General features: G+C 68.0%; 16 protein-coding genes. 12 read left to right on the forward strand and 4 right to left on the reverse strand.

The genetic code is table 11. The features are described 5' to 3' along the window. Positions 1-31: 31 nt before the first annotated feature. Positions 32-523: a GNAT family N-acetyltransferase gene (locus FHU13_RS10125; protein WP_183435734.1), complete on the reverse strand. Its 492-nt coding sequence runs from the start codon at positions 521-523 to the stop codon at positions 32-34. Positions 524-842: 319 nt separating this feature from the next. Between FHU13_RS10125 and FHU13_RS10130 the strand changes: the two genes are divergently transcribed. Both FHU13_RS10130 and FHU13_RS10135 read left to right on the forward strand, forming a co-directional pair. Further along, positions 843-1,319 carry a hypothetical protein gene (locus FHU13_RS10130; RefSeq protein ID WP_183435735.1) on the forward strand — a complete coding sequence of 159 codons (477 nt, stop codon included), beginning with the start codon at positions 843-845 and terminating at the stop codon, positions 1,317-1,319. Between the two features lie 23 nt (positions 1,320-1,342). Beyond that, positions 1,343-1,741, forward strand: a complete 399-nt coding sequence (locus tag FHU13_RS10135; RefSeq protein WP_183435953.1) for a hypothetical protein — start codon at positions 1,343-1,345, stop codon at positions 1,739-1,741. 19 nt (positions 1,742-1,760) lie between these two features. On the opposite strand, the gene FHU13_RS10140 is transcribed toward FHU13_RS10135, so the two are convergent. After that, positions 1,761-2,606: a DUF3750 domain-containing protein gene (locus FHU13_RS10140; RefSeq protein ID WP_183435736.1), complete on the reverse strand. Its 846-nt coding sequence runs from the start codon at positions 2,604-2,606 to the stop codon at positions 1,761-1,763. Between the two features lie 290 nt (positions 2,607-2,896). Between FHU13_RS10140 and FHU13_RS10145 the strand changes: the two genes are divergently transcribed. Next, entirely contained in the window at positions 2,897-5,044 is a 2,148-nt protein-coding gene (locus FHU13_RS10145) for a TonB-dependent receptor (RefSeq protein WP_183435954.1), read from the forward strand. Between the two features lie 21 nt (positions 5,045-5,065). On the opposite strand, the gene FHU13_RS10150 is transcribed toward FHU13_RS10145, so the two are convergent. Continuing rightward, positions 5,066-5,506: a hypothetical protein gene (locus FHU13_RS10150; RefSeq protein ID WP_183435737.1), complete on the reverse strand. Its 441-nt coding sequence runs from the start codon at positions 5,504-5,506 to the stop codon at positions 5,066-5,068. A gap of 75 nt (positions 5,507-5,581) precedes the next feature. Continuing rightward, positions 5,582-6,097, reverse strand: coding sequence for a peptide deformylase (locus tag FHU13_RS10155; RefSeq protein WP_183435738.1), 516 nt, complete (start codon positions 6,095-6,097; stop codon positions 5,582-5,584). Positions 6,098-6,491: 394 nt separating this feature from the next. On the opposite strand from FHU13_RS10155, the gene FHU13_RS10160 reads away from it, so the two are divergent. The 9 genes from FHU13_RS10160 (at position 6,492) to rplI (ending at position 12,349) form a co-directional block, all read left to right on the forward strand. Next, positions 6,492-6,761 carry a hypothetical protein gene (locus tag FHU13_RS10160; protein ID WP_183435955.1) on the forward strand — a complete coding sequence of 90 codons (270 nt, stop codon included), beginning with the start codon at positions 6,492-6,494 and terminating at the stop codon, positions 6,759-6,761. A 640-nt stretch (positions 6,762-7,401) separates the two neighbouring features. Continuing rightward, positions 7,402-7,611, forward strand: coding sequence for a cold-shock protein (locus tag FHU13_RS10165; RefSeq protein WP_108941692.1), 210 nt, complete (start codon positions 7,402-7,404; stop codon positions 7,609-7,611). Positions 7,612-7,830: 219 nt separating this feature from the next. After that, positions 7,831-8,211, forward strand: coding sequence for a DUF6481 family protein (locus FHU13_RS10170; protein ID WP_183435739.1), 381 nt, complete (start codon positions 7,831-7,833; stop codon positions 8,209-8,211). Between the two features lie 397 nt (positions 8,212-8,608). After that, positions 8,609-8,938: a hypothetical protein gene (locus FHU13_RS10175; RefSeq protein ID WP_183435740.1), complete on the forward strand. Its 330-nt coding sequence runs from the start codon at positions 8,609-8,611 to the stop codon at positions 8,936-8,938. A 69-nt stretch (positions 8,939-9,007) separates the two neighbouring features. Continuing rightward, on the forward strand, positions 9,008-9,382 hold the full coding sequence (locus tag FHU13_RS10180; RefSeq protein WP_012456125.1) for a PH domain-containing protein: 375 nt from the start codon (positions 9,008-9,010) through the stop codon (positions 9,380-9,382). A gap of 413 nt (positions 9,383-9,795) precedes the next feature. After that, positions 9,796-10,251: a 30S ribosomal protein S6 gene (rpsF, locus tag FHU13_RS10185; protein ID WP_012255117.1), complete on the forward strand. Its 456-nt coding sequence runs from the start codon at positions 9,796-9,798 to the stop codon at positions 10,249-10,251. Positions 10,252-10,253: 2 nt separating this feature from the next. Next, complete coding sequence (rpsR, locus tag FHU13_RS10190) at positions 10,254-10,508, forward strand: 30S ribosomal protein S18 (RefSeq protein ID WP_004446294.1); 255 nt, start codon at positions 10,254-10,256, stop codon at positions 10,506-10,508. Positions 10,509-10,644: 136 nt separating this feature from the next. Further along, positions 10,645-11,739: a DUF2232 domain-containing protein gene (locus tag FHU13_RS10195; protein WP_183435741.1), complete on the forward strand. Its 1,095-nt coding sequence runs from the start codon at positions 10,645-10,647 to the stop codon at positions 11,737-11,739. A gap of 37 nt (positions 11,740-11,776) precedes the next feature. Next, a complete protein-coding gene (rplI, locus tag FHU13_RS10200) occupies positions 11,777-12,349 on the forward strand; it encodes a 50S ribosomal protein L9 (protein ID WP_004446280.1) in 573 nt (190 codons plus the stop codon). Positions 12,350-12,610 lie beyond the last annotated feature (261 nt).

The raw sequence follows: 12,610 nt of genomic DNA on the forward strand, positions 1-12,610 counted from the left end.
CCAAGCACGGCCGTGTTCAATGGATGCGGGGTTACAGGCTCCGGTGCATCACCAGCGCGTCGACCGGCCCGTGCTCGGGGTGGCGGAACACGCCGGGCAGGCGGCCGACCTCCCTGAGGCCGAGGCTCGTCCAGAGGGCGACGGCGTGGCTGTTGGTGGCGACGACGAGGTTGAACTGCATCGCGGAAAAGCCCAGCGCTCGGGCGGCCTCGAAGGAGTGCAGTCCCATGGCGCGAGCCACGCCCCGGCCCCGCGCGGCCGGGTGCGTGGCGTAGGTGCCGTTGGCGACATGGTCGCCGGCCCCGAGCTGGTTGGCACGGATGTAGTAGCTGCCCAGGATCACACCTGCGGCTTCCGCGACGAAGACATGGTGGGCCGGAGAGAACCAGTAGGCGAGCGCCCGCTCCCGGTTCCAGTCCCGCGGCAGGGCGTAGGTCTCACCCTCACGCAGGATCGGCTCCAGGGTCGACCAGATCGCGTCGTGATCGTGACGTTGCGCCGGGCGGATCAGGAGGTCGGTCATCGCATTCGGGACGGGTCCGGTGGGTAGTGTCTCAGTTTAGAGTCTCCTGACGGATTGACGCGACTCGCGCTCCCGTCCCCTCGCAACCCCCCTCCCTCTGGCATATGCTTGGCGCCAAGCTGAAGGTCGCCTCCGATGTCAGACAGACGGGAATTGTATCGAAGTCCTAACGGGGATGCTTGGTTTCTCGGACGGCAGCCTGAGGATGGAAGGGTGTTCATCATCCACCAGCCCAACACCCCTTCCGGTGGGCGGCTCAGCCACAAGAGGCAGGGCAGTGCGACCGTCACAGGAGTACTCTCTTATTCGGGAGCGACCGATGAGCATGGCTTCAGACTTTGTAGAACTGTACAAGGCGCTTTTAGAAACCATCGAAAAGCTTGCGTATTGGACAGATAGGGACAGGCGGCATGCCGTCGCCCTCATTAATAAAATTGTTGATAAGCTGGAAATATCCCGCGATCATTTAATGGCCAACTCGATCCCAACAGAGGAGTCGCATCATCTCGATAGCTTGCTCAATATTCTAAAAACAGACCTTCAACAATTCGAGGAGGTTCCAAGCCTAAGGGGTGCATTTTCAAAATATCTTCCAAAAGCCAGGGCGCTCATGAGGAAGGCCGACCGAATAATTGTTGGACAGAAAATTGAGTTCCCGGGATCGGACCACCGATACGTCAAAGAAGCCTGCCGCGAAATTGACAGGGCAATCGGTGAGCTTAAGGGTGCGGTCGATGCGCTCTCACGGCCCGGAGCGCTGGTCCGCCCCCTGGCCCCGCCCAGAAATTCAAACTGAGACACTACTGTCCGGTGGACGGAATGGTCCCCGGCGCTGGTAGCACGAATCAACGGAACGAGGTCAAGCTCCAGCAGACCGCCTCCGGGCTCAATACCGGCCCCGGCACCCCGCTCGACGGCGCCCGGGTGCAGTGGGTGGAGACCGTCACGCTCAAGAACGGCCAGGGGCCGGTGGAAGGCACCATCACCTTCACGACTCCCGGCGGCTCGACCTCGAGCCTCTACCGGGGCACGGTCAGCACCGACGCCCAGGGCCGCGTCACGGCGACGGGGACCTACCGGGACAGCGCAGCCACCGGCGAGTTCGCCGGCGCGAAGGGCAAGGGCAGCTTCTCCCTCGCCTACACTTCGAAGACCGAGTTCTCCGGCCAGTGGCAGGGCGAGGTGACGCTGCCGGGCCGGACATCGTCGAAGCGCTGAGTCCCACCGCGAAGCCGGCTCAGCCGGAGACCGAATCGGTTGCCGGGCGGCGCTCCGGTCTCGCGACCGTCGGCGCCGCCTTGTCCGCGTCGCCGGGGATCAGCGCGATCCGGCCCCAGCCCGGCAGCTTCAGGGCCGGGCGGCGCCAGTCGAGGCCCGCTACCGCCCCGAGCAGGTTGAGCTCGAGCCCGTCGACCCAGCCAACCGTGAGGCCGACATAGCCGCGCCAGGACAGGCGCAGGCCGGTGCCACTCGGGGTGCGCTCGGCGGTGCGGCCCGGCGGCGTCCAGTCCTTGCCGAGCGCCGTGGGCGGCAACGGCACGTCGTTGTCGGGGATACGCGCGACGACGTGGGCGGCGAACGTGTTCGAGTTCGGTCCCGGCCACGCCTGGTACGAGCCCTGGCTGCGGTAGGGATAGTCCGCCACCGCCGCGCGGATCTGGGGAATCGCGCGCCGCGCGGCTTCGCCGTCGAGCCCGAGTACGATCTCGGGCGCGTTGCCGAACCAGCGCCCATCCGGGGCGTAGGCATCGGTGCGCACGGGTGTTCCCCAGCCGACCACGTCGTAGCGGGTGTAGCGGGGGGCACCTGCCTCCTTGATCACCACCCAGCTGTGATGGGCGAAGATGCCCCGCCAGCGCCCAACCCGGGCGGCGTAGACCCGCACCATCGCCCCCGGCACGGCGGCGGCCGGCGGCAGCAGGCCGGCGCTCGACCAGTCCGCCGTCGACCAACTCTGCGCGCGCCCACCCTTCGCGGTCCACCACAGGGCATGGGCCGCGAGCGGAACGAGGAAGAGAAGGACGAGGAGGGCGAGACCGAGGAGGAAGAAGCGGAGGGCAGGCAGAAGCACGTCGGCAGGCATCGGGTTCCGAAAGACAGCAGATCCCGACAAGGCGGCAGGCTCCTCCGGGAGCCCCAATGTCACGTTCGGCCCCGCTCGGCACAAGCGCCCGCGACGCCGTGAACCGGGGCACGGCGCGCGCACCGTGCAGCAGCGCACCGGACCAATCCCTGATGCAGGCCGGTCACACACCGGTTTCGCGACGGCGGGCGCGGCGGATAAGGCTTGCAACATTGTAACATTCCGATGATGAAACGTTGTAACGTGATCAGTCTGGATCGATGGGAATGCGGCGCGGGCGCTCGAAACGGATGCTGCTGGCGGCGGGGGCGTTGCTGACGGCCGCGCCCGGACTCGCCCCCGTGGTGCGGGCACAGGAGGCGGCCACGCTGGAGGAGATCAGCGTGACCTCGGTGAGCCCGATCCAGGGCCGGTCTGCCGCTCCCTCGCCCGTCCCATCCCCTGCCCCATCCCCTGCCTCGGTCCCTCTGGCGGCACGAGCGGCCGAGGTGCTGCCGGTGGTGGCGACCACCTTCTCGCCGGTCACCGTGATCCCGCAGGACCGGATCGCTCGCGACCAGCCGCGCACGCTCGGCGATGCGCTGTTCGACCGGCCCGGCATCTCGTCCTCGACCTACGCGCCGGGGGCGGCCTCGCGGCCGATCATCCGCGGTCTCGACAACGCTCGGGTGCGCATTCAGGAGAACGGCATCGTCAACGGCGGCGTGTCGGATCTCGGCGAGGACCACGCGGTTCCGGTCAACCCGCTGAACGCCAGCCGGATCGAGGTGATCCGCGGCCCCGCGACGCTCCGCTACGGCTCCGGCGCGATCGGCGGCGTGGTCTCGGCCGAGAACAACCAGGTGCCGACCTTCATCCCGGCCCGCGGGGTCACCGGACAGGTCACGACCGGCTACACCACGGTCGACAACGGCCGGCTCGGGGCGGCCAGCGTCGATGCCGGCGCCGATGGCATCGCGGTCCACGCCGACGGCTTCAAGACCGCGACCGATTCCTATGCCATTCCCGGCGGCATTCAGCGCAACTCGGCCACGGAATCGCAGGGCGGAGCGTTCGGCATCTCGGCGATCGGCGACCGCGGCTTCGTCGGCGTCGCCTACAGCCACTACGACGCGATCTACCAGATCCCCGGCGGCGAGGCCGAGGAGTCGCGCACCCGGCTGACCCCGAACCAGGACCGCCTGCTCGCCCGCGGCGAGTATCGGCCGCTGAGCGGACCGTTCGAGGTGCTGCGCTTCTGGGCCGGCGGCTCCGTCTACCGTCACGAGGAGATCGGCATCGGCGAGGACGGGGTCGACGGCGTCCAGGCGATCTTCAAGAACCGCGAGGTCGAGGCGCGCTTCGAGGCGCAGCACGTCCCGGTCTTCACCGCGCTCGGCACGCTCACCGGCGCGATCGGCGTCCAGGCGGGCCGGCGCGTGCTGAACTCGCAGCTCGAGAGCTTCCTGCCGCCGACCGAGTCGCGCGTGCTGGCCGGCTACCTGTTCGAGGAACTCGCCGTCGGCAACGGCCTGCGGTTCCAGGCCGCGGGCCGGATCGAGGGCGATCGGCTCAACAGCACCGCGACGCAGTTCCCCGACAGCTACCTGCCGACGGACGGTGATCCGTTCAGCTACGCCCTGACCCGCCGCTTCGCCCCGAAGAGCGCCAGCATCGGTGCCCTGCAGGAGCTGCCCTACGGCTTCGTGGCGAGCCTCAACGGTTCCTATGTCGAGCGCGCACCCACCGGCTACGAGCTGTTCTCGCAAGGGCCGCACGACGCGACCGCGACCTTCGAGATCGGCGACCCGACCCTGCGGCTTGAGCGCGCCCGCACGGTCGAGATCTCGTTGCGCCGGGCGGAGGGGCCGCTGCGCCTGGACGCCACCGGCTACTACACGCGCTATACCGGCTTCATCTACAAGCGCGACACCGGCAATCGCTGCGACGACGACTTTGCCTCCTGCGGCAGTGGCGACGAATTGCGCCAAGTGGTCTACTCGCAGGCCAACGCCACCTTCTACGGCGCCGAGATCGGGGCGCAGCTCGACCTCCTGCCCGTCGGCGACGGCTGGGCGGGCCTGGAGGCGCAGTACGATTTCGTTCGCGCCCAGTTCGACGACGGCTCCTACGTCCCGCGCATCCCGCCGCACCGGCTCGGTGGCGGCGCCTTCGTGCGGGCGGGCGGCTGGTTCGCGCGGATCAACCTGCTGCACGCCTTCGACCACACCGAGATCGCCCCGTTCGAGACGACGACGCCGGGCTGGAACGATCTGCGGGCCGAACTCGCCTACACCCAGGCCCTCGACCCGGCGGTCTACGGCGCCACCGAGGTGACGCTCGGCCTCCAGGGCCGCAACCTGCTCGACGACGACATCCGCAACTCGGCCTCGTTCAAGAAGGACGAGATCCTGCTGCCGGGCCGCAACCTCCGCCTGTTCCTGACGGCACGGTTCTGAAGAAGCCCCTCGCTTCCGAAGCTACTTGCTGCGGGCCGGCTTCGCCGCCGGCCGCTCGGGCGGCGTGACGGCGCCCGCTACCGTCCAGTGGCACACTGCCGTGCCCTTGAGGATGAGGCAGTCGTAGGCGCGACCGTTGAGGGCGACGTGGTCGGCGAGCCCCATGACCGCGGCGCGGTCCACGGGGCTGCAGCCGAGATCGGATTTCGGATCGGTCGCGGCCGCGAGTGCGGCGGCCCGGTCCTCCCCCGTGTTGCGCAGAAGACTGCGCAGATTGGCCAGCGAGGTGCATCCGATCACGGAAGCGGGCCGGGCCGGGCCCTTCTGATCGCCCGGACGATTCCCGGTGCCGGACGCTGTGCCCTGTGCCGCGGCGGACTCGGCAAGGCCGGAGGCGCAGAGGCCCGCGACCGCGAGGATCAGGGCGGCGGGCAAGGAAAGGCGAAACAGCGGGCGGGGCATCGGCGGCTCACGGGCAAGGAGCGCAGTCGGATGGGCGCAGCCATAGCACGAAGCCCATCGCATGACGGCCCGCCCTCACGTTTCCGTTCGCGCCCGCTGCGCCCGCAGCTTGCCGTAGCGCTTGAGGACCCGGTCGCGGCGCAGCCGGCTCAGCCGGTCGATCCAGAAGATGCCGTCGAGCTGATCGATCTCGTGCTGCAGGCAGGCGGCGCGCAGGCCCTCGGCCTCCTCCTCCTGCTCGGCGCCGTCGAGGTCGCGGTAGCGCACCCGGACCCGGGCCGGCCGCTCCACCGGCTCGACCACGCCCGGCATCGAGACGCTGCCCTCCGGATGCGAGGCCCGTTCAGGTGAGGCCCAGGCGACGACGGGATCGACGTAGACCGCGTGCGGCTCGTCCGGCTGGAGGCGGATCACCACCACCCGCTCCGGCTGCCCAATATGGATCGCGGTCAGCCCCATCGCCGAGACGGCGCCGAGGGTGTCGAGCACGTCCCCCGCAAGTGCACGCACCGTCTCGCCGGGAGCGGAGATCGGACCGGCGGCCTGATGCAGGCGCGCATCGGGATAGAGGATCAGTGGGCGGACGGGCATGCGAACGGCTTCCGGGGCCTGAACCAGGAGGGACTGAACGATGTTCGCCTCGGGCAGAGCTTCCGGAGCGGGACATGCGCCGGCTCACCCATATCACCCATACCAGAAGGCGGCAGGTCCGAAGCCTCGTCCTCGGCGAACGCCCGACCATCCGTGACAGACCGAGGATGGCCTGCGGCACGAGCCATCCCTCCGCTCAAGCCAGCCGCTGCCAAGCCTCTACGTTGTCCGCAACACCTGCCCGACTTCGAAAATCGAGAAAATCCGCTTCGATGGGAAGCGTCCGTGGTCGAGATCCAGTCTATCTCCACGGATCGATCGGACCCTGCAAATGCTGGAACCTGGACAACATCGGCGCATGAGGCCCGAATTCCAGACGGAGCACGCTATCATGATGAAGACCATGACGACCCTGCTCGCTGGCACTGTCGTGGCCGCGACGATGATCGCCGCGGCGCCGGCCACCGCACAGTCGATCACGATCGGCCCGGACGGCCCAGGCATCGACCTGCGGTCTCAAGGTCAGCCTCAAGGTCAGCGTGAGCGCGGTTATCGCCGCGAGATGCGCATGCGCGACCGGGATGATCATTACCGTGAACAGCGCTTCCGGGATCGCGACCCGTTCGACCGACGCGGCTATAACCGCCGCGGCCACGATTATTGACGGGCGCGCAGTCCGCGCCGTCAGGAGTACGCCTCGACCGAGTGCGGTGACGGCGCGGCCGCCATGGCCTGAGTGGCAAAGAGGGCCGGGGGACCGGCCCTTTATTCGTGGCTGCGAATGCGCGGCACGCGAAGTCGTCCGCGAGCGAGTGCCTCGCTGAAGCCGCGACCGTGCACTCGAAACCAGGGTTGCCGACGCGATTGCCATGTCCGCCGCGGCTCCTTCGAGGCGCCGATTACTCCGATTACTCCGAGCTCGGAGGCATGACTCGACCGAGTCGTGAGAAGACCTCACCCTACAACAAATGTTGTTCTCACGACAATGTTAGACAGAAGCAGTCGGGCCAAGATCCTCACCATCCCAACGTACTCGTCCCAAATGGCCAAGTTTCTGCCACGAATTTCCGACTTGAATGGCGAGCCCTATTGGAGGGAAACCTTTGCGCCGGTTGTGGGTTTGCCTCACCGAACATAACTATGCCTCGTCGATTGGTGGCCGCCTCTGACAAGGCCTTCGATGCTCCCGGAAGGGACGCGGCACCGGCTTATTTCCTCGGTCGCTTTGACGAACGGGACGGCCTTTTCGGCCGATGACGGGACGCATTTCACACGGGGTGCCGCGGCGCGCAGGAGGAATCCGGATGCATACTGGTACCGTGAAATGGTTCGATGAGATCAAGGGCTACGGGTTCATCCAGCCCGATACCGGCGGCAAGGATGTGTTCGTCCATATCTCCGCCGTCCAGCAGGCGGGTCTGCGCGGCCTCGTCGAGGGGCAGAAGGTGACCTTCGACGTCGAGAACGACCGCCGCAGCGGCAAGCCGGCCGCGGTCAACCTGCAGGCCTCCTGAAGCTGGATCCTCGGGATTCCCGCCCCAAATCTGCTTCCGTATCGCAACAGGCCCAAAAATGTTATCGGAGCCGCCCCGAACAGGGGCGACATCTGTTGCGTGTTGCGGCGCACTCGTGCATCGACTGCGCCGGTCTATCTTAACCCAGCGCCGAATTCCGACCGTCCGGAAGCAGGATCGATCCGGCCGTCGGTCGTGTCACCGCATGAGAAAGGTCATATGAGCGCATTCGACTTCAGGAACTTCGAAGACCGCCGTCAGAACTCTCAGGCCGCCAAGGCGGCATTGCTCGAGAAGTTCAAGGCCCGTCCGGCTCTGGACGATCCGGAGGTGCGCGCCAAGGCCCAGGCCCGTGCCGAGGTCGCTCGCGCCCGCGATGAGCGCGCCCGCGAGCGTGAGCGCATCCGGATCGAGACCGAGCGCAAGGCGGCTGAGGAGAAGCGCCTGCGTGAGGAAGCGGAACTCGCCGCTCAGCTCGCCCGCGAGGCGGCCGAGGCTGCTGCCCTCGCCGAGCGCAAGGCTGCCGAAGCCGCGGAGAAGAAGGCGGCTCGCGACGCGCGCTACGCCGCCCGCAAGGCCAATGTGAAGATCCGCCGCTAAGTCTCCAGCGCTGCTCCCAGCTCCTGGGAGCTTCGCGGAACCCTCTGCCAAGAGGTCCCCATTCAGGACGATCCCACGCGCCGGACGCTTCGAGCCCGGCGCGTTTTCTTTTGCAGGAAGCTTCGCCGAAGCCTCACCCGGGCTCGCCCCGATGCAGCACAAGGCGCCCCGCGAGCCGCGGCTCACGCTGCAGCGCAACAACGCCGTGCAAGGCCCTGTTCGAGGCCCCGTACAAGGTCACCTCGGCGGCCCTGCCGACGGCATTCCTTGTGGGCAGACTACGCAGTTCCGGGCCGGGATCGCCCGGCAACGCTTGGCAAATCCGCTTCCCCCGACATTAGAGTGCCGGACGCTTCGATGGTGCGCCCCGCCCGGGGTGAACAGGGAGGGCCAAACCTTGCGTATCCTGAGCCACCATCTCCGCTCGCCAGCGCGACGGCGGCGCGGCCTGATCGCGGCCGGCCTGTATCTCGGCGCAATTTTGGGACTGGGCCTCGGGGTCGGCCTCGGATCGTCGCCGGCCGCTGCGCAGGGCGAACCCCCGATCCGCAGCGCGGAGGATGCGTTCTGCCGCAGCGAAGCGCGGGCGCAGGTCTTCTCCGCCCCGGACCCGCTCAATCTGGGCTTACGCGAGATCGGCCGCCGCATCTGGGCAAGCTGCATGGAGCGGACTCAGCGGAAGGGACAGAGCAAGGGACAGAAGCCCCGTAAGCGCCGTCACCGCTGAAGCGGCCGAAGGTCCCTCGCGCGGGAGCGGGACCGGCCCCACATCCTCACCGGATACTGGAGGCGAACGATGGGCTTTCTCGACGGGCTGCTCGGGCACGGCAGCGACCTCTCGGCGGACGAGGTGGACCGGCAGCTCGCCGGGGTGCTGGCACCGGGCGAAAGCGTGCGCGTCGCCTTCAAGGTGATCCGCGACCTGATGGTCTTCACCGACCGGCGGCTGATCCTGGTAGACCGCCAGGGCATGACCGGCCGCAAGGTCGAGTACCTGACCGTGCCATACCGGGCGATCACCTCGTTCTCGGTCGAGACCGCAGGCAGCTTCGACATGGATTCGGAGCTCAAGATCTGGATTTCGGGCCGGCCCGAGCCGATCCAGCGCACCCTGAAGCGAGGCGCCGACATCCTGGGAATCCAGCAGGCCATCGCCGGCTCGCTGAAATAGGTTTTCCGCGTGGTGCCGAAGGACAGGGCCGAGCCCGCCTTCGCAGTCCGGCGCCTCGGATCCAGCGAAGGCCCGGCGAAGGCTAGGTGCTCTCGCTCGACGACCGGCGCTGCACTCGCGAAGCCGTGCTGCATTTCGACCTGCTCGTCGACACGTCACCCTTGCCTTGAGGCGAAAATCCCTCTAAGGCGCGGCCTTCGCGTTCGCTCCGGCCGGGGGCTGAACGGACGGTGCCGTTTGTGTACGGCACAGGGTTCTTCAAAAACCCGTCGTCCGGTGTCTCCGCCTTCGATCAACCGCTCGGGCCATCATCACGGCTCGAAGGGCTTGGCGCCGAGAGAATGCGAGACGAACCGGCCCGACACACCCGCGACGCGCGGTCGGGCTTCCTTATGGCAAGGAAAGGCCCAAAAATGCCTCTCTACGAGCACGTCTTCCTGGCGCGCCAGGACGTGACGGCCCAGCAGGTCGAGACCATGGTCGAGACCTACAAGGGCGTCATCGAGACGGGCGGCGGCACGATCGAGAAGATCGAGTCCTGGGGCGTCAAGTCCCTCGCCTACCGTATCAAGAAGAACCGCAAGGCGCATTTCACGCTCCTCAACATCTCCGCCCCCCCGGCTGCCGTGGCCGAGATGGAGCGCCAGATGCAGATCTCCGAGGACGTACTGCGCTTCATGACCGTTCGTGTCGAGCAGTTGGAGGCCGAGCCCTCCGCGATGATGCAGAAGCGCGACCGCGACGACCGCAAGGACCGCGACCGCGGTGACCGTCCGCGCCGCCGCGACGACGACTTCGGTGGCGGAGACCGTGGTGATCGCGGCGACCGCGGTGACCGTCCCGAGCGCAACTTCGGCGGGGAGAACTGATCATGGCATTCGGTGCTGGTGGTGGCGGCGGTGGCCGTCGTCCGTTCTTCCGTCGTCGCAAGAGCTGCCCGTTCTCGGGCGAGAACGCTCCCAAGATCGACTACAAGGACGTGAAGCTGCTCTCCCGCTACGTCTCGGAGCGCGGCAAGATCGTTCCCTCGCGCATCACCGCGGTCTCGGCCAAGAAGCAGCGCGAACTCGCCCAGGCAATCAAGCGCTCGCGCTTCCTCGGCCTGCTGCCCTACGTCATCAAGTAGAGCGTTTCCCGGCCCGCTTCCTGCGGGCCGATCGACACCGTGAGGGCGGCCCTCCGAAAAGGGGCCGTCCGATCGTTGGGGCATCGTTTCCCGCCCCTAACCCTGCCCATCACGGGACAGCGGGACAGCGGACTTCATGACCAAGGACATTCCTGTCGGCGCCGGTGCCGGACTCGTGGCTGCGCTCCTGTTCGGAGTGCTGCTCAAGGCCACGACGCTCTCCATTCTCCTCTACCTGCTCGCCCCGCTGCCGATCCTGATCGTCGGTTTGGGCTGGAGTCACCGCGCGGCGCTCGCCGCTGTGGTCTCGGGCGCTCTGGCGCTCGCGCTCTTCGTCTCGCCCTATCTCGGCCTCGCCTTCGCGGCCTACCTCGCCATCCCCGCGTGGTGGCTCGCCTACCTCGCTCTGCTCGGGCGGCCAAAAGCGGACGGCACGGCGGACGGCACGATCGAGTGGTATCCCACGGGGCGCCTGCTCGCCTGGGTCGCGGGCACCGCGGCGCTCGCCTTCATCGCGATCGCCGTCATCGCTTCGCCCGACTACGACACCTTCCGCGCGCAGCTCACCGCGATGAGCCGCCGGGTCGTGCAGGTCCAGGTTCAGCGCGGCCGGATCCCCGCCCCTCCGCCGAGCGGCACCACGAACGAGATTCCGGCCGGCAGCGCCGAAAAACCCGCCGAGTCCGCCGCTCCGCAGCCGAAGCCGCAGGGCGATGAACCTGCCAAGGATGCGTCGGCCGAGGCGGATACGAAGACGGATCCGAAGACCGACGACCTCGCCAGCGAGGTGGCCGATGCGCTGGCGACCGTTGCACCCGCGATCGCCGCCCAGGGTCTCACGATCCTGTTCACCTTCTACCTCTGGGCCGCCGCCCGCATCGTGCAGATCTCGGGGCGCCTGCTCCGGCCCTGGCCCGACCTCCCCTCCACGATGATGCCGCGCTCCACGCTGCTGGTCTTCGCCGCCGCCCTGACGCTGGCGATGGTGCCCGGCTATCCGGGCGCGCTCGGCATCGCCCTGATCGGCGCCTTCAGCGCGGCCTTCGCGCTCCAGGGGCTCGCCGCCTTCCATGACCGCAGCCGCGGCCGGCCGGGGCGCTTCGCCCTGCTCGCCGGCCTCTACGTGCTGCTGTTCCTCACCCAGGGCGTGGCCATGCTCGCCCTGATCCTGTTCGGCATTGCCGATACCGCCCTCGACCGGCGCCGTCCGAAAACTCGCGGCGACGCCTGATCGCACCCGCTTCCAAGCAACCTCAAGGAGAAGCCCCATGGAAGTCATCCTGCTCGAACGCGTCGCCAAGCTCGGCCAGATGGGCGAGACCGTGAACGTGCGTCCCGGCTACGCCCGCAACTTCCTGCTCGCCCGCGGCAAGGCCCTGCGCGCCACCGAGAACAACAAGAAGCATTTCGAGGCCCAGCGCGCCCAGCTCGAAGCCCGCAACCTCGAGCGCCGCAACGAGGCCCAGACGGTGGCCGAGAAGCTCGACGGCCAGAGCTTCGTGCTGATCCGCCAGTCCGGTGAGACCGGCGTGCTCTACGGCTCGGTCTCGACCCGCGACCTCGCCGAGGTCGTGACCAAGGAAGGCTTCAGCGTCGAGCGCGGGCAGTTCGTGCTCAACCAGCCGATCAAGACGCTCGGCCTGCACACCGTGCCGGTGACCCTGCACCCCGAGGTCGAGGTCAAGGTAACCGTCAACATCGCCCGCTCGCCGGAAGAGGCCGAGCGTCAGGCCCGCGGCGAGTCCGTGACCGAGCGCGAGCAGTTCAACCTCGACGACCTCGGCCTCGAAGTCGGCCAGGCCCTGGCCGATGCCGGCGAGGGCGCCGACGACCGCGGCTGATCCTGGGCTGCAAAGGGATCATCCCTTTGGCGGGGTCTCGGGGCAGCGCCCCGAGCTCCCTTCACCAGGGCTCCGCCCTGGACCCGCGAAAGGACTTGTCCTTTCGAAACCCATGACTTCGCGGTGGAGAACGGGGACACGCCGGCCTCCGGCGTTGACTTGTTCTCAATCCGTTCCAGCATGACGCCCGCGATTCCCGCGCCACGGGAGCCGCGGGCGTCTCGCGTTCCGGGGCCCGTGGCGTGCGTGTCGCAGCCGGCT

It is taken from the genome of Methylobacterium sp. R2-1, from assembly GCF_014191355.1.
Lineage (GTDB): Bacteria > Pseudomonadota > Alphaproteobacteria > Rhizobiales > Beijerinckiaceae > Methylobacterium.